Below are 16,452 nucleotides of genomic sequence, written 5' to 3'. Positions count from 1 at the left end.
AAGCTTTCAGCTTTCCTCGTTCAAAGGCGTCTTGACCTGAATTTCTCCCTCCGCTGGGCTTGCTGCTCAGATGAAGGGGTTATAAAAGAAAGCCGATCTCCTTTTTTGGGAGATCGGCTTTTTGCTGCGCAATGGATTTGATGCAGTTCATTTATTACCTTAAACCACAACTTTTTAATCGTCCGCGTTTACGGTCGAGATGCCGGGCATGCCGGATTTGGATGGGGTGAACCAGATGTCGCCGTCGTCGACGGAGGCGCCTTTCCAGTTGACGAGCAGTTCGGAGAACGAGGTTTCGGCCAGGTTTTCGCGGACGTCGTCGGTGAAGATTCGGTTGTAATTATTCAGGAACTGGGCTTTGGTTTTGATCACCAGTTTTTTGTTGTTGTCGTCATCGTCGTCATCCATGAATACGGTGAGCGGGTAGTGGACGCGCGCGGCTACTGCGGCTTTGTCGCCTTTGGCGACGGCGCGCTGCAAGTTGGCGTAAAAGGCTTTGAAGTTCGAAGCACTTTTGAAGCCGGCGACGTTTACCAGGCTGTTCTCGACGGTCGAGGCTTTGGATGAAGCGGCTGCCGAGACGGCGGATGCCGAGCCGGAAGCGGATATGGAAGCTGGAGCGGCGGATACCGGGACGGCGATCGCGGCGGCCAGCAAGCTAGTCGTTGCCAAAGCGGTTGTTTTCTTTCTCCATGCGTTTTTCATCGTAAATCCCTCCAGTGATTGCTGTAATTATCGAATGTCGAATAATGTGCAGCTTTGTCAGGTCGGCGTTACAGTATGGTTTTGGACGGAATCGGGCAATTTGAATCATCGTCGTCCCGTTTTCGTTATGCGCCGCTCTCGGGTAATATAGAGGAATCCATATTAACCGAGCAACGGAAAGGGGAACGCCGCATTTGAAACTGTTCATTCACCGCAAAGACCTGCGCACCGAGGATTTGGTCGCTTTCGATTATTTGAAGGAAGCCGGCGATCCCGTGCTGCATCTGCTGATTCTCGATCCTTTTTTGCTGCAAAAAGGCCGGGATCAAGAGCACAGCGGCGTCAACTTTCTCCGTCACGTCGTCCGTTTGCGCAAGCTGTACGACCAAACCGGGCGCATGCTGCATATCGCGCACGGCGATCCGGCGGAAGTGCTGGAATGGCTGCTCGATCAGCAAAAAGGCGGCGAGCACGAGATCGACGAAGTGGTGGTGCACCGCGACTTCACGCCGTACGCGCGCGAGCGCGACCGCAATTTGAAAAAGGCGGCGGAGAAGCACGACGTCGCGTTCACGCCGCTGATGGATACGTTGATGATCGATCTGGACCGTTTCGCCGAATTCACGGGCAAAGACGGATACTACAAAGTGTTCGCGGCGTTTCATAAAAAATGGCTGGAGTATTTGGCGCATTCGCCGAATCAGCCTTCCTCGGTATCTCTCGACGATCTGCCGAAAAGCGAAGCGGAGTTCGAACTGCCGAAAAAGTATCAGCCTTCACTAAATCTCGACGAGATCGAACCGGCCGACGAATGGGAAGACAAGGTTGCCGACTTTTTGGAACACAATATCCGCGAATACGGCGACAAGCGCGATTATTATCCGGAACTTCCGGCGAGCGGCGTCAATCCGCACGTGAACGCCGGAGCGGTGTCGCTGCGGGAACTGTATGCCCGGGCAAAACGCCGCAAAGAGCATGACGAATGGGTCCGCCAGCTGTCTTTCCGCGACTTCTATTATTATCTGGCGATCTACGACGAGAACTATTTTTCCTACGAGAAAAAATACGATCTGTCCGCGCTGACCGACGAGCATTTCGAAAAATGGGCCAAAGGGCAGACTGGCATGCCGGTAATCGACGCCGCTATGCGGCAGTTGAACGAAACGGGATTGATGCCGAACCGGCTGCGGATTCTGTGCGCCATGTTTTTGACCAAAAACCTGCAATGTCCGTTCACGCTGGGAGAGAACTATTTCCGCCGCAAGCTGCTCGATTACGATAATATCCAAAACCGCGGCAATTGGCTGTGGTGCGCGTCGCTGGGCGCCAACTCGGCTCCGTATTTCCGCGTCGTCAACCCGGTCACCCAGTCCGAGAAATATGATCCGAACGGCGAACATATCCGCGAATGGCTGCCGGAGCTTGCGGACGAGGACGTCAAAACGGTGCACAAGCCGCGCAAAGACGCCATCGTCGATCTGAAGGCTTCGCGGGCGGCGGCGATCGAGACGTATAAAGGCATCGTGAACGGTAAATAGACGACGAACCTTTTCGTTCAACACGCAAAAAGAAGGAGGCTTAAGTCATGCGGATCATCGATTTGCACTGCGACGCGTTGGCTAAGATCGAAGCGTCCCGCGGCGCGTTATCCTATACGAATGCACCGGAGCTTGCGAGTAATCGGGATCGATTGAAGGAAGGCGGCGTGGCCGTTCAGGGTTTTGCGGTGTTCGTCGATCCGGCATTGCCGGGCTCGATGCGTTGGCAATCGTGCCTGGATCAGATTCATTATTTTTACGCGGAGATTCTGGAGAAGCATGACGATATGCAGCTGATTACCGAATGGTCGCAAATCGGGAAGTTGCCTGAAGGAACGATAGGGGCGCTGCTGACGTTGGAAGGCGTAGACCCGATCGAGAATGACCTGAAAAGGCTGCATTTGCTGTACCGCCTGGGTGTTCGTTCAGTCGGATTAACATGGAATTACGGCAATCAAGCCGGAGACGGCGTACTGGAGCCGCGCGGCGCGGGACTGACGTCGCTGGGCAAAGAAATGATTGCGCTCCATAACCGCTATGGCATATTGACGGATGTTAGCCATCTGAATGAGCGCGGGTTCTGGGAAGTCATGGAGCTGGCGAGCTATCCGATCGCCAGTCATTCCAATGCGAGAGCGCTGTGCGATCATCCGCGCAATCTCACCGACGAGCAGTTGACGGCAATGTTTCGTCGCGGAGCTCCGGTTCATGTCGTGTACTATCCGGAATTCGTTATTGATGCGCGGAGCTCCGGTCCTGCGACGATTGCCGATCTGATTCGCCATATCGATCATATGTGCGGGCTGGGTGGGGAGCATCATATCGGCTTCGGCTCGGACTTCGACGGAATCACGCTGACGGTCGAAGGATTGGAGCATGCGGGTAAAAGCCAACGTTTGATTAGCGAGCTGCTGAAGCACTACAGCGAGGAGCAGGTGCGCGGATTCGCATTCGATAACTTTGTGCGGTATACGGCGGAAATAAATTTAAATTCTTAACATAGACGTCCGACTTTGCTAAACTTCAACGTAAGCGTTACCTTTTCATTGATTTATTCCCTGAAAACAGGAAGGAGCGATCAAATGAAAGCAACGAGAACGGAAGAAAAGCAAGTGGCGAGGCGAAGGTGGAGAATAGAAAGCAGAGGCTCAGCCGGATCTTCGGCAGGGCCTTTTGGCCGTGCAAGCTGGATGTTCCGATGCATGATGATGATTCTTTTTGTCGGGGTAGCCGTCGGAAATTCGCAGGTAGAAGCAGCAGAAACGTCGCCGATTCGGGTGATGCTCAACGAGGAGACAACGCCGTTATCCTTTACGGTCGATCCGATCAGTCGGCAGGGAACCACATTGGTTCAGATGCGACCGCTGTTTGAAAGGCTGGGCATGGAGCTAACTTGGAACCAAGCAACGGGAACGGTCAAGGCTGTTAAAAGCGGAACGGAATTGACATTGAAGTTGGGCTCCAAAACCGCTACGGTTAACGGCAAGAACGTTGCGTTGGATTATCCGGCAACTAGCATCAACGGCAATACGCTGGTTCCGCTGCGATTTGTCGGTGAAGCGACAGGGGCTATCGTGCACTGGAACGGTGCCGGGCGGCAAATTCTGGTCGTTACGACAGAATGGATGCAGGAGAACGGCGTGACGCCTGCTCAGGTCAAAGAAGAGCTGGCGAAACTGCAAGCGGATGCCAATGCCAAGCATGCGGAAGCCAAGGCATCCGAGAAAGCGGAAGCGGACAAAAAGGCAGAGGCCGACAAAGCGGCTTTCGGCAGTGCCGGCACGACTCCGGTCAATGTGAGCAAACTATCCGGCATGTACTATGGCGCCGAATACGATTATGCCGGGTACGAATGCGGCGGAATCTGCTGGAAGTTCTATACGTTCCTCCCCGATAATAAAATCGTGGTGGGCGAACCCGTCGGCGGAGGCCCGGAAACCGTCAATTGTTCCAAAGATCAGTGCCGAACCTATTCGGTCAGCGGCGGGCAGTTGAAGATTCAAGGCGGTGAGACGCTGCCGATCTCGATCAGCAAGGAAGGCCGGTTAGTGATTGATGAAGTTTCTCTCGACTCCGTAAAGCCTGCTGCGGCAGGGACCAAGTTGAACGGTGAATACATTTCCCGAGGGTACTACGGTCTAGTGGGCATTACTCCGTTCTCGACGTCTTGGACCGATTATCTCACCTTCTACTCGGATGGACGATTTACGAGTGATACCCTGACTATTGCCGCTTTGGATACAGGAGCAGCGCGGACGGACAGTAGTTCTTCGGCCAAGACGCTCAACGGAACCTACACCATTTCCCAAAATACGATTACGCTGAAATACAGCGACGGCAAAACGGAAAGCTATGTCTTCTACAAGCTTCCTCCCGACAAAGAAGGCGTGGTCTACGTCCAGATCGGCGGTCGAAGCTTCCATTTGAAATAATACAACCGAAAACACGTCCGTAACGAGGAGAACTCTTCTCGATAACGGACGTGTTTTGTTTAGGGATAAAGTTTCAAGGAATCATTCCGGTTCCCGTGTATTTATGTTTGGCAGCGTTCCAAGTATAAACCGCTTCGACAGGATACCAACCTCCGACTTCCCATTCCCGGTATTTTTTCCAATGCTGATGAATACGGCCCTTGCTGTCTATTTCCACACCTTGGTCCCCCATGACATCCAAGGTTTTTACCAAAGTGCCGCCTTGAAGACGATAGACTTTTGTCCAAGTGTTAGAAGGGCCGAAGGAATGAAACGTGGCGATTTGCTTTTCGGTCGGACTCACCGCGAAAACTTGCAGGGTCGGATTTTCAAATCCTTCATTGCTCAGAATTTCGGTTGCGATCGGAATCAGGTAGCCCTTGGAATTATAAAGAAAGAAATTGCCGGTCTCGGTCAGCATGAACGATTCATATTTTTTGTCATTATTCAAATCTGCTGTACGAATCGAATAGATATGTTCATGGGGGTACTTTTTCGCAAGTGCTTTTCTGGCTTGAACGGCTTGAGCCTTGAGGTCTGAACTTTGGGAGGCGGAAGCCGACGGCAACGGGGCTAATGAGGCTAAGGAAGTTCCGAGCCATACGGCGCCCAATAATGATAAAATGAACTTATTACGCATGAATACTGTTCTCCTTTGCGCTTTTTGACGAGTATAAGAAATTTCCTTTTTTTATTTTTCCATATTATGTATAAATAAGCAAGCAAAATGATTTAAAGGATGGATGAGCATGTCGATATTGCCGGCGTCTTTCGACTCCAGCACCGAACTGCTTCGGATCGAAAGCAATCTGTTTGAACTGTATATTGCCGGAGAACCGCTGCACGAGACGGCGGAGCAGCTTGGGCTGCATCGCGATTCCGAGACGGGAGAGCGGTTGAGCGCTCATTTTGATGCGGAAGTGCGATCACTGCGCTTGACGGAATGCCGCATTAGTTTGTTCTCGCCGGAAACGGGAAAAGCTGAACGATGGGAGCCTGGAACGCTGGTGTTTCCGTGTTTTTATGAGACAAAAGCTTACGAGTTGACGCTAGTTAAAGCCGATCCCGCGTTAAACCTCACTTTCTATCACGAGAACGTCAATCTGCGCCGCCGGATTAAGCCGAGAGGCAGCCGCGTGTTGTCGGGAACGCTCGATTTCGGAAACGAGATCGGAGAGACGGAGCTGGAGATTCGGCTGAACGATCGTCCGCTGCTGACGATCGGGATCGAGATTTTTCCCGCGAAGCTGGATTATCGCCGGGATTACATGCGGTTGATGGAGGAGGTCAGCGAGGAAGGGTATGATCTGACCTTCGACTTTCTGCGCCGAACGTACCGGCCCGCCGAAGAGCGGGAGACCTCGCGCCAGAGTCTGACCGAGTTTCATACGATTTTGCGGCGGGTGTTCGAACGCTTGGAGAATGCGATGCGGCGCATCGAAGCCAATCCGCATCAACGGCTGGACAACGAGCACCGATTGGTCGACGCCGGAAAAGCCCGCCGCGCGGATCGCCGAACGTTGGCCGACTTGCGACGCCATCCGCAGCGCTTGCAGGCGGATCGACAAGGATGGTTGCAGATCGAGGGAGCGGGAGAGCGAGATCGGACGTATTTGCCGGGGATCGGCGACGGAAGAAGCATCGGCGAATCGTTAAGCCGTTTCATGCCGACCCGCCTGCTGGAAGCCCGCCGGGTCATTTCGACCGATACGGACGAAAACCGGTTCCTGCGCTGGATGCTGGAACGTACGGCGGGCCGCGTCGATGCGCTGCGGCGCGAGTTGAAAGAAACCCGACCCGGCCGCGATCCGCTGCTCGACCGGGAGCTGGAGCGAATCGGACGCCGGATCGGCATCATGCTGAACATGGACTTTTTGCGGGACGTCGGACCGATGCAGCGGGTAAACGTCAGCCTGGTTCTCCAGATGGCACCGGGATACCGCGAGATGTACAAGTTGCATCTGCTCCTGCTCAAAGGCCTGTCGCTGCGCGAAGGCATGATGCGTTTGTCGCTCAAAGACATGGCGCAGCTCTACGAATATTGGTGCTTCCTGAAGCTGCACCGACTCTTGTCCCGCCGCTGCCGGGTGATCCGCCGCGAAGGCGCATCCGTTGACCGAGCCGGATTGTTCCCGTCCCTGATCCGCGGCGGCGCTTCGCGAATCGAATACGAAGACCCGGAACGCAGCGCGCAGCTGTCGCTGGTCTACAACCCGTCCATGCTGGGCCGGGCGCGTCCCACGACCGAACAAAAGCCCGATCTTCTGCTGACGCTTCGCTCGGATAGCCGGGAAGTTTCTTATGTGCTCGACGCCAAATACCGAATCGACCCGGCCGTTCCGGGCAGCTCCTACGCTTCGCTCTACGGAACGCCCGGCCCGCTGGAAGAAGACATCAACGTCATGCACCGCTACCGCGACGCGATCGTCAAACCCGGCGCGTCCGGTTACGAGCGCAGCGTATCCTCCGCCTGCGTGCTGTTCCCGTACGCGGACGAACGCGAATATTCCGGCCACCATTTCTATCAAAGCCTGTCCAAAGTCGGCGTCGGCGCCCTGCCGTTTCTCCCGGGCTCTACCCGATTAGCCGAACGCTGGCTCGATGACCTATTAAGTCGGCCCTAAGGTTTTCAGGCTATCGAAAAATTTACGTAGGCGGGGGAAGCGAGAAGACTGCGAGAAAAATTGCCAGCATAGGCTTCCGAAGTGCATTTCTTCGAAATGCTTCACAAGCCGCTGCCTCACTCGGAAAATGGATTGGATTTAAATAAGGAATTTTCCGAGTTCAAAGGCGTCAACATCGCACTGAATGTTACCGCAGGTTTTCTTCGAAATCCTGTATTTCACTGAATTTCTCTCTCCGTCTCCTCGCTTCCAGTTACGTTGGGCTTTCCAGATACGTTTAAGGCCTTACCCTCTATAGCATAGAGGGTAAGGCCTTCTAATAGTTCTTATATACAAAATCCGGTTGAGGGCTAATACCCCGAAACCAGTCTCTTCACCCTACCCTAAAGTAGGAGAAAAGTTCATATGCCTGAGCGAAGCAATAGGCGGAGGGAGAAATTCAGTGATAGGCGCCTTTGAACTCGGAAAACTTCCACTTAAATTTCATTCCAGTTTTCCGAGTGAGACAGCGCCTTGAACGAATTTCTCCCGCAGCCGCCCCAGCTTCCCTCCCGAATAGGAACTTCTCCCCCTACTTCGCCAACGCCGCGATTTCCGCCGCGCTCAGCGCTTTATCGTAAATCCGCACTTCGTCGAGGCTCCCTTTGAAGTAAGCGTCTGCCGCGAATCGGCTTTTGCCGAGCCAGGCTTCGCTCGTTTGCAGATCGCGCGGATTATACGTCATCGCCGCGTTCGTGCCTGCCGCTTTTCCGTCGATATACAGCGTTCCCGTGTCGCCTGCAAGCGTCACGGCTACATGAACCCATTTGCCCGTCGGCAGCGGGGAAGAGGTCAGAATGCTCTGATCTTTGCCTTCGCTGTGGATCGTGAATTGCGCGCCCTGCCCTTGCGAAGGGGTAAGGAACATATGGCGGGTCATGTCGTTGCCGAAGTCGAAGACGCGCTGCCAAGCGGCTCCGCCGTCCCATTTGACCCAAGTCGCGAACGTGTAATCCGAAGCGTCCGTTACCGAGCCGGGCAGCTGGACGTATCCGTCTTTGCCGTCGAGCTGAACCGCTTTGCCGTTTTTGCCGCCTTTTACGTACGAAGCGCCTTTTTCCAGCGTGCCGTTATACCCGTTCGGGGAAGCGTCCTTGAGGCGGTTTTTCGACGCGTCTTCAAATCCGTAGGAGGCGATCAGCGGGCTTTGCGCTTTTTCGGCTACGTTGAGTTTGAATGACTTGGTTTTTTTGGCGCTGCCGTTCGTGATCGTGGCGGTCAGCGTCACTTTGGCATCGCCTTTGCCCGCAGCCGGCCGAGTCACCGTACCTGTGCCCGAGATGACGGATGGCTGCGAAGAAGACCAAGCAATCTTGGTGCCCTGCGTGCCGGATACCGGAAGCGTCACATCATAGTACACGTCGCCGGATTTGCTCAGACTGAGTGCTTTTTCGACAGCGGCCACCGTTTCCTTGGCGTTGCTTGCGGTTGCTTTCGTGCCCCAGACGCTGGTCCCTTCCGCGGACAGTGCCGTCAGAGTCAACGTTTTGTCGCCGGACACGGGATTCGTTTCGCGTAAAAAGACGCCTTTATACGTTTTGCCGCCTGTCGTGATCGTCACGTCGTTGCTGCCGCTGAGCTGCCATGTACCCGCTGCCGCGCCGCTCAGCGTTCCGTTCGCGTTCAGCGTAACGGATACGTCGGTGACGATGTCGGCGCTGATTTCTTTGCCCTGCGCGATCCAGCGATAATCCCCCGGAATCTCCGAAGCCTGAACGGCTGCATCCGCATCGCTCTCGCCCGCATACCGATAAGGTGCGACAACCGGCCAGCCGTCCGCGTTCATGAACATTTCGTGTACCCGAATCTCGTGTTGCTCGCCGCGTCCCGGGAAACGCGAGTGGAAGATCAGGAACTGTTTGCCGGTTGCTTCGTCGTAGTAGGCGGAGTTATGCCCCGGCGATACGGCGCCGATACCGAGACCCGTGCCCGGATCGCCCAATTGGCGCTCGAACAAATAGTTGCCGATCAGCTTGACGCCGTACGGTTCGATCGACTTATCGTCGAAAATCGGTTTGGTCGGATCTGCTTTTACATTGGCCATGTCGTTGCCCTGCGCATCGAGGAACGGACCGTCCGGCGTTTTGGAGCGTGCCACGCGCACATTGTAACCGCCGACCGCATCAAGACCGCCGAACGACAGGTACATGTAGTAGTAGTCCGTTTCCGGGCTGTACAGCATGTAAGGCCCTTCAATGCGACTGTGGTTGCCGCCCATTACCTTTTTGCCGTAGCCTTGGTTGGGGAGCGGTTTGCCGGTGGTCGGGTCCATTTCCATAATGAAGATTCCGCCGGAATACGAACCGTAGACCATCCACAGCTTGCCGTCTTTATCGAAAAAGACATCGGGATCGACCGCGTTCGGATGTTTGGTCGCGTCGTAGATCGTGCCGTCCTCGCTGATCTGATCCCACATGCCCGATTTCAAAAAGATGCCGGTATCTTTATAAGGGCCTTCGACGTTATCCGCGACCGCGATGCCCATTGCCGAACGGGGGGAGTCGCCTTTACAAGCGTTGTAGTACATGTAGAATTTACCGTCCGCCAATTGGATGACGTCTGCCGCCCAAAGCGTGTCGGTCTGTGCCCACTCCAGCGTTTCCTTCAGCTCGGTGGTTACGTTCGGAATGATCGGATTCGAATCGGTCACGCCGGAAGCGATCAGGTCCCAGTTCATGAGATCCTTCGACTTGGCCGCTGCAAGGTGAGAGCCGAACACGTAGAAGGTATCGCCCACTTTAATAACGGAAGGATCGTGGACGGACGCTTCGCGGAAGGTAGGGGATTGCGCGTTAAAAGTCGGCAGGGTTACGGCTTTTTGTATAACCGAAGCGGAAGTCGAAGCTGCATGGCCGGGTAACGGAGCCGCTCCGGCAGATAGAGGCAGCAGCAGGGCAGCCGTCACGGCCGTAATTCCGGTTTTGGTCCAAAGTGTTCGAGTCATTAGAATCTCCTTTTCATTTAAATTAATTTTTTTGTTAATTTAATTGTAGTTATGTCTAAGTTGATTTATTAAAAAAGAAACTTTGATATCGCTTACAAGAAATAATAAACACAGAATCTACCTTTTTACAAGTGTTTATTTCAGTAATCAGAGAAAATTCTTTTTAAAGGATAACAAAAATATTAATTAAAATTACATGTAAGCAAGCTTGAATCTCTTATGCGAAGCCTACAGGTTTTCAACGTACAGCAAAAACCCCGAATTCCGACAGGGCGGATTCGGGGTTTTGATCGTTCATAAAGGAAGTGGCTGATGGCATGACGTAACAGGCTGCTTCGCGTCCGTCATCCGTTTGGAGGTCAGCCTACGGCAGGGAAAGGGTTGTGTTTCAAGCAGACGAGCGTGACGTAACCGTCATGGACGGATACGACGGCGCGGGTCGTGCGAACGCCGTACAAAATGTACGAGCAGCCGTTGTCGCGCCTTCCTTCGTACTTGTCGATCCGGCGCGGCGCACGGAGGAACTCACCCAGCATCTCGTCGTCGAAATGGGCGCGTTCCATGTCTCGTTCCGCACGTTCTGTGAGAAGCAGCCGATTTTTCTCCAATGCCTCTTTTAAATGTGCCGCAATCACTTCCGATTCCAATTCGGGGGATTTGATCATTAGTAAGCCTCCTTGTGCTTTTTTGCGTTTCTGCTTTTTAGCTGTTTCGCTTTAATGAGTGAATGCTGTTTGCTTAGCTTCTATTTTGCACACAAAAGCTTGTTTCGTAAAGAAGTTTAATAAAACAGCGGTCAGATTATCTGACGCAAGTCGTGGAGAAATCGAACGAAATGCCCGTTGTTATTGCGATTTTGGCGATCTCTCTATCCATAATAGTTCCACTTTTAACCAGATTGATAGGAAGCATATCATTGCTTTTTAATTTTGTAAGCGCTTTAAAATTTGAAAGAAGCAAGTTGCGTCGTTGAAAAAAAGTCGGGTTAATGGGGATGTAAGTGGCTGCTTGATTGGTTGACTGCAATTGTTTTTTTGTTTAATCTGGAAAACGAATTGCGCGTGAATCGGACGTCTAAAATAAAATGTAAAATTAACAATATTTTTACTTTTGCAAAGATCGAATATGCTATTCTCGTGGGCAAGGAGGTGTTCAAGCTGAGCGGCATCGTATTGTTGTCAGTCACGACGTTTATCATCCTGATGGGCGCTTCATACTTGATCTATAAAAGGCATCCTTATCAGCAGCAACTGGTGTATATTCCGTCGGGGATAGCGTTACTGGTAAGCTTTCTGATGATTTTTATAAGTTTTGATCTGAATCGGATCGACGGCTTGACGATGAGCGGCATGAGCGTGGCGGTCGGGTTGGCCAGCCTTGCGGCTTTTATGTGTTCGCCGTTGATCGATTATTATTTGCGTTATCGGCAGCATTGACAAGAGCGGACGTGAACGCTAGAGTAGACACGTAACGTCGACCGCCTAGGGCGTGTCTTCAATCGAATAGCGTATTCCACTGGGGGGGCCGCACTGCGGCTGAGACAAGAACTGTTCTTGGACCCTTAGAACCTGATCCGGCTCGTACCGGCGTAGGGAAGTGGAGCAGGTCCTTTTTCAAAACATCCATTCGCTTGAGCGTGGTCCCACCGGATTGCCTTAGGTGCTCGTTTATTCCTGATCGGGAAATAACGCGCAGCCGGGGAATCGATCGGTGCGTGATAACGCGGGCTTTCGACTTTGACGGGAACCGCTCCATTTCGGAGCGGTTTTTTTGCGTGCGCTCTTCCGGTGAGCCGTATTCGAACGATAAACTTATTTTTGAGAGGTGCGTGACTTTTATGTCTTTTACAGAAGAACTTCGCCGCGGGGCGGACCCTATTTACGAAGCGATCTTCAAGCATCCGTTCGTGCGCGGGATCGCGGACGGTACGCTGGCGAAGGAGCAGTTGATCCACTACGTGAAGCAGGATTTCGAATATCTGAACGCCTATATGCGGATTTACGGCATCGCTATCTCCAGATGCGAGCAGCGGGAGCATATTCAGATGTTCAACGAGCAGATCGGTTTTATTTTGAACAGCGAAATCCATCCTCATCAGAACTTTTGCGATCGTGCGGGCGTGACGTACGAGGAATTGCAGGGGTATCCGCTTGCGCCGTCGGCCCATCATTATACCCGGCATATGCTGAACGCGGCTTACGAAGGCACGCTTGAAGATATTTTGGCCGCGCTGCTGCCTTGTCCGTGGACGTACATGGAGATCGGGCAGCGGCTGCTGGATGAAGTGAAGCCGGGGCCGGAGCATCCTTTTTACGAGTGGATTCATTTCTACGGGGATCGTGAAGCAGGCGTAACGGACAAAATGCGCGCGCTGCTCGATGAATGGGCAGAACCGCTCAGCGAGGCGCGCAAGCGCAAGCTGAAAGAGCAGTTCGATGCCAGCTGCCGCTTGGAGTACATGTTCTGGGACATGGCGTATAAGTTGGAGGATTGGCCGGTTTAGAAGCTTGAAGGAGCATCGACAACCGACAAACAACGGAAGCGGGAGGTTGAATCGTATGGAAAAAGAACTGGGCGAACGGTTGGGAAAATTGAGGAAAGAGCGGCCTTTGGTACATAACATCACGAATACGGTCGTTACCAACTTTACGGCGAACGGATTGCTTGCGCTGGGCGCATCCCCCGTTATGGCTTATGCGCGCGAGGAAGTTGCCGATATGGCGAAGGTTGCGGGCGCCTTGGTACTCAATATCGGAACGTTGACGGCCGAGTTGGTCGAAGCTTGCATCATTGCCGGAAAAGCGGCGAACGAAGCGGGCGTGCCGGTGCTGCTCGATCCGGTCGGAGCCGGAGCGACGCCTTATCGAACGGAGTCTTCTTTGCGTATCCTGCGCGAAGTGAAAGTGGCGATCGTACGCGGCAACGCGGCGGAGATCGCGCATTTGGCGGGAGAAGTTCGCGAGATCAAAGGCGTGGATGCCGGAGACGGCAGCGGGGAAGCGTCGGTGGAACTGGCGGTGAGAGCTGCGGATAAGCTGGGAACGGTGGTGGCGGTGACCGGGCGCGAAGACGTCATTACGGACGGCAAAAAAGGGTTTATCGTGACGGGCGGCGATGAACTGCTGACGAGAGTCACGGGCAGCGGATGCCTGCTCACCTCGGTCATGGGCGCGTTTGCTGCTGTGGAAAAGGATCCGCTTCAAGCGGGGGCGGCCGCCTTGGCTTGGTATGGAGCGGCAGGCGAAATAGCGGCTTCCGCGGCGGGAGGCCGAGGTCCCGGCAGCTTCCAAGTCGCTCTGCTGGATGCTCTGGCGGGTCTGGGCGAGGCTAACGTGCCTAAGGGAGTCGTGCGCACGCTGCATATCTCTCCGGTGACGGGCGGAGGCGCCAGATGACGGCCCCGCGCGCGCTGACGATCGCAGGCTCGGATAGCGGCGGGGGTGCGGGCATTCAAGCCGATTTGAAGACTTTTCAAGAATTGGACGTGTTCGGCATGTCGGCCATCACGGCGGTTACGGCGCAAAATACGCTCGGCGTGCACGGCGTATACCCGATGACGCCGCAGGCCGTCGCGGCGCAGATTGACGCGGTCGGTCAGGATCTGGGCGTCGATGCGCTGAAGACGGGCATGCTGTTCGACGCGGCAATCATCGAAGCCGTTGCCGAACGAATCCAATCTTTCGGCTGGAATCGGCTGGTGGTCGATCCCGTCATGATCGCCAAAGGCGGAGCCGAGCTGCTGCGCGCCGAAGCGGTGGAAGCGTTGAAAAAGCACTTGCTGCCGCTGGCGCTCGTGGTCACGCCGAATATCCCGGAAGCCGAAGCATTGACCGGGATGAAGATTGCAACGATGAACGATCGTCGGGAAGCCGCGCGGCGAATTGCCGATTTCGGAGCCGCCATGGTCGTGATTAAAGGCGGTCACGCGGTTGTCGAAACCCAAAAGCGGGAAAAACAGCTTCAGGTCGTTGATCTCGTTTATGACGGTTCCGAATTCGAAGAGTTGGTCGGCGAACGGATAGATACCCGGCATACGCACGGAACGGGCTGCACTTTTTCCGCCGCCGTAGCGGCACGGCTGGCTGCCGGTTCGGATACGCGCGAGGCGGTACGGACGGGGCGGCGCTTTATTCAGGCCGCAATCGAAGGTGCCCCGGCTTTGGCTTTGGGAAGCGGGCACGGCCCTACCGATCACGCGGCTTACCGAAGATCCCGCAAGCTTTGATTCGAAGCGATCGGGCGAATCGTTCCGCCGCTTTCGCCTTCGGCCGATCGAATATGTTTTCCGCGAGGCGGACCTGACGGGTCCGTCTTTTTGCATGCGCGCGCCAATTTCTTCGATGTTATAACCGCTGCAGCAAACTTTGCGCCGCGCCGACCACTCCGGCGTATTCTCCCAGCGTCGCCGCATGAAAACGGATGCCGTCGCCCCGATATACCGGCATGATCCTGCGTTCGGTTTCGGCGGCGATCCGATCCAGCAGAAACCGGCCCTGCGCGGCGATCGCTCCGCCGATCACGAAGTCTCCCGGATTCAGTGCATGAATCAGGTTGACCAGCCCCGTAGCGACGCGGGCGGCGTATTCGTCGACGATCGCGACGGCCTGCCGGTCGCCTGACCTGGCCGAATCGAACAGGCGTCTCGGATCGACGGCGGAATACTCGATCGCGGCAATTCCGGTCCGGCTGGATCCTTTTATCGGCAAGCCCTCGTACGTCCGGCCGGCGCGTTCGACCATAAGTCTTTTTAACGCATTGACGGAAGCGTACATTTCCCAGCAGCCGGAGGCTCCGCATCCGCAAGCAAGACCGCCTTCGCTTTGCACGATCTGGTGACCGAATCCTCCGGCGTAACCGTCGCGTCCGCGTACGATGCGGCCGTCTTCGATCAAGCATCCCCCGATTCCGGTCCCCAAAGTAATGCACACGAAATCGCGCAGGCCGAGCAAAGCCGGCCCGCCTTTCCAAGCTTCCCCCAGCGCCGCCGCATGGACGTCGTTCAATACGGAGACCGGCAGATCGGATGCCTGTTCAAGTTCCGAACGAAGCCTGGTTCCCGTCCATCCCCGCAGATTGTCGGTCGCGTAGGCGATATGTCCGTCGGTATCGACGAATCCGGCTGTTCCGATCCCGATGCCGATCGGAAGAAGACCGAGCAGTCTTGCTTCGCCGACGGCTTGTTCGCAGCTTCGCTTGAGTTTCTCAAGCAGGTACCCCGGGCCTTTTTCGCTTTCCGTGGGAAACGATCGAAAAGCCGATACTTTTCCCGAACGGTCCACAAGGCCCGTTTTGATTCGGGTGCCGCCCAGGTCCACGCCGATCACGGTTTCCTTCGAGTCGTTTTCGTTCATGAAGATCCTCCTTTTATACAGGTTCCGCTTTAACGTTCTGACAGTTTTTGCGCGAATATTCGCGTCAACGTGTGCGGCCGGGTGATCGCCGTTCCGACGACGACGGCATGCGCTCCCGCCGACAGCGCCTCGGACGCGAGTTCCGGCGTATCGTAGCGTCCTTCGGCAATCACCGGAAGCCGGCAGCGTTCGGAGAGCTTCGCGACCAATTCCAGATCCGGCCCGGATTCTTGGCGGCTGTAGGAGGTATATCCCGATAAAGTCGTAGACAACAAATCAAATCCCAAAGCTTCGGCGGCGATGCCTTCTTCGAGCGTCGATATGTCGGCCATCAGCAGGGGGAGCGCAGCTTGAGGCGGATCGTTCATGAATTCGGCCCGCCGGATTTCGCCCGAAAAAGCTCGTACTTTTTCCAACAGACTTTTCAGCGTGCCGCCGTTCGGCCGCGGACGCGAAGTGGCGTCGAGGGCGACGATATCCGCTCCCGCGGCGAATAAAGCCATGACGTCTTCCGCGGAAGGCGTAATGTAGACCTCGGAATCCGGAAACGTTTTTTTCCAGATACCGATGACCGGAAGTCCGCTTTGTTCGCGAATCGCGGCCGTATCCTGCGGCGAATTGGCGCGGATCGCGACGGCTCCCCCGTCTCGGGCCGCCCGTGCCATGGCCGCCATGTGATGGCTGCCGTACATGGCTTCGCCGGGATAAGCCTGGCAGGAAACGATCAAGCCGCCCCGCAATTTAGCCAACAGTTCATGCATAAGGGATTCCTCCTTGGGA

Annotated in this window: 14 protein-coding genes and 1 riboswitch; of the genes, 8 read left to right on the top strand and 6 right to left on the bottom strand. The window is 54.8% G+C overall.

The genetic code is table 11. The annotated features are described in order from the left end of the window. Positions 1-174: 174 nt before the first annotated feature. Positions 175-705 (bottom strand): hypothetical protein, encoded by a 531-nt coding sequence (locus HRQ63_RS10265; RefSeq protein WP_172242772.1) that lies wholly within the window; start codon positions 703-705, stop codon positions 175-177. 194 nt (positions 706-899) lie between these two features. On the opposite strand from HRQ63_RS10265, the gene HRQ63_RS10260 reads away from it, so the two are divergent. The 3 genes from HRQ63_RS10260 (at position 900) to HRQ63_RS10250 (ending at position 4,675) form a co-directional block, all read left to right on the top strand. Then, positions 900-2,243 carry a cryptochrome/photolyase family protein gene (locus HRQ63_RS10260; protein ID WP_172242769.1) on the top strand — a complete coding sequence of 448 codons (1,344 nt, stop codon included), beginning with the start codon at positions 900-902 and terminating at the stop codon, positions 2,241-2,243. Positions 2,244-2,290: 47 nt separating this feature from the next. Beyond that, the gene (locus HRQ63_RS10255) at positions 2,291-3,241 is read left to right on the top strand and encodes a dipeptidase (RefSeq protein WP_172242766.1); all 951 of its coding nucleotides are present in this window, start codon (positions 2,291-2,293) and stop codon (positions 3,239-3,241) included. A 204-nt stretch (positions 3,242-3,445) separates the two neighbouring features. After that, the gene (locus tag HRQ63_RS10250; RefSeq protein WP_172242763.1) at positions 3,446-4,675 is read left to right on the top strand and encodes a stalk domain-containing protein; all 1,230 of its coding nucleotides are present in this window, start codon (positions 3,446-3,448) and stop codon (positions 4,673-4,675) included. Between the two features lie 73 nt (positions 4,676-4,748). Here the strand turns inward: HRQ63_RS10250 and HRQ63_RS10245 are convergent, their stop codons facing one another. Continuing rightward, positions 4,749-5,354, bottom strand: coding sequence for a hypothetical protein (locus tag HRQ63_RS10245; protein ID WP_172242760.1), 606 nt, complete (start codon positions 5,352-5,354; stop codon positions 4,749-4,751). A 109-nt stretch (positions 5,355-5,463) separates the two neighbouring features. Between HRQ63_RS10245 and HRQ63_RS10240 the strand changes: the two genes are divergently transcribed. Continuing rightward, a complete protein-coding gene (locus HRQ63_RS10240; protein ID WP_172242757.1) occupies positions 5,464-7,338 on the top strand; it encodes a DUF2357 domain-containing protein in 1,875 nt (624 codons plus the stop codon). 571 nt (positions 7,339-7,909) lie between these two features. Here HRQ63_RS10240 and abnB read toward each other — a convergent pair. After that, the gene (gene abnB / locus HRQ63_RS10235; RefSeq protein WP_172242754.1) at positions 7,910-10,321 is read right to left on the bottom strand and encodes an arabinan endo-1,5-alpha-L-arabinosidase AbnB; all 2,412 of its coding nucleotides are present in this window, start codon (positions 10,319-10,321) and stop codon (positions 7,910-7,912) included. Positions 10,322-10,680: 359 nt separating this feature from the next. Next, positions 10,681-10,986 (bottom strand): hypothetical protein, encoded by a 306-nt coding sequence (locus HRQ63_RS10230; RefSeq protein WP_172242751.1) that lies wholly within the window; start codon positions 10,984-10,986, stop codon positions 10,681-10,683. 471 nt (positions 10,987-11,457) lie between these two features. Between HRQ63_RS10230 and HRQ63_RS10225 the strand changes: the two genes are divergently transcribed. The 4 genes from HRQ63_RS10225 (at position 11,458) to thiD (ending at position 14,546) form a co-directional block, all read left to right on the top strand. Continuing rightward, the gene (locus HRQ63_RS10225) at positions 11,458-11,757 is read left to right on the top strand and encodes a hypothetical protein (protein ID WP_172242748.1); all 300 of its coding nucleotides are present in this window, start codon (positions 11,458-11,460) and stop codon (positions 11,755-11,757) included. Between the two features lie 71 nt (positions 11,758-11,828). Next, positions 11,829-11,933: riboswitch (TPP riboswitch) on the top strand. 225 nt (positions 11,934-12,158) lie between these two features. After that, positions 12,159-12,824, top strand: coding sequence for a thiaminase II (tenA, locus tag HRQ63_RS10220; RefSeq protein WP_172242745.1), 666 nt, complete (start codon positions 12,159-12,161; stop codon positions 12,822-12,824). A 55-nt stretch (positions 12,825-12,879) separates the two neighbouring features. After that, a complete protein-coding gene (gene thiM, locus HRQ63_RS10215) occupies positions 12,880-13,716 on the top strand; it encodes a hydroxyethylthiazole kinase (protein WP_172242742.1) in 837 nt (278 codons plus the stop codon). Further along, a complete protein-coding gene (gene thiD, locus HRQ63_RS10210; RefSeq protein ID WP_172242739.1) occupies positions 13,713-14,546 on the top strand; it encodes a bifunctional hydroxymethylpyrimidine kinase/phosphomethylpyrimidine kinase in 834 nt (277 codons plus the stop codon). The genes thiM and thiD overlap by 4 nt, the downstream gene beginning before the upstream one ends. Positions 14,547-14,664: 118 nt before the next feature. Here the strand turns inward: thiD and HRQ63_RS10205 are convergent, their stop codons facing one another. Both HRQ63_RS10205 and HRQ63_RS10200 read right to left on the bottom strand, forming a co-directional pair. Further along, positions 14,665-15,672, bottom strand: a complete 1,008-nt coding sequence (locus HRQ63_RS10205; protein WP_172242736.1) for an ROK family protein — start codon at positions 15,670-15,672, stop codon at positions 14,665-14,667. Between the two features lie 29 nt (positions 15,673-15,701). Then, a complete protein-coding gene (locus HRQ63_RS10200) occupies positions 15,702-16,433 on the bottom strand; it encodes an N-acetylmannosamine-6-phosphate 2-epimerase (protein WP_172242733.1) in 732 nt (243 codons plus the stop codon). Positions 16,434-16,452: the final 19 nt, after the last annotated feature.

Source organism: Saccharibacillus endophyticus (assembly GCF_013185185.1).
GTDB lineage: Bacteria > Bacillota > Bacilli > Paenibacillales > Paenibacillaceae > Saccharibacillus > Saccharibacillus endophyticus.
This window is presented reverse-complemented; position numbering and strand designations above follow the sequence as displayed.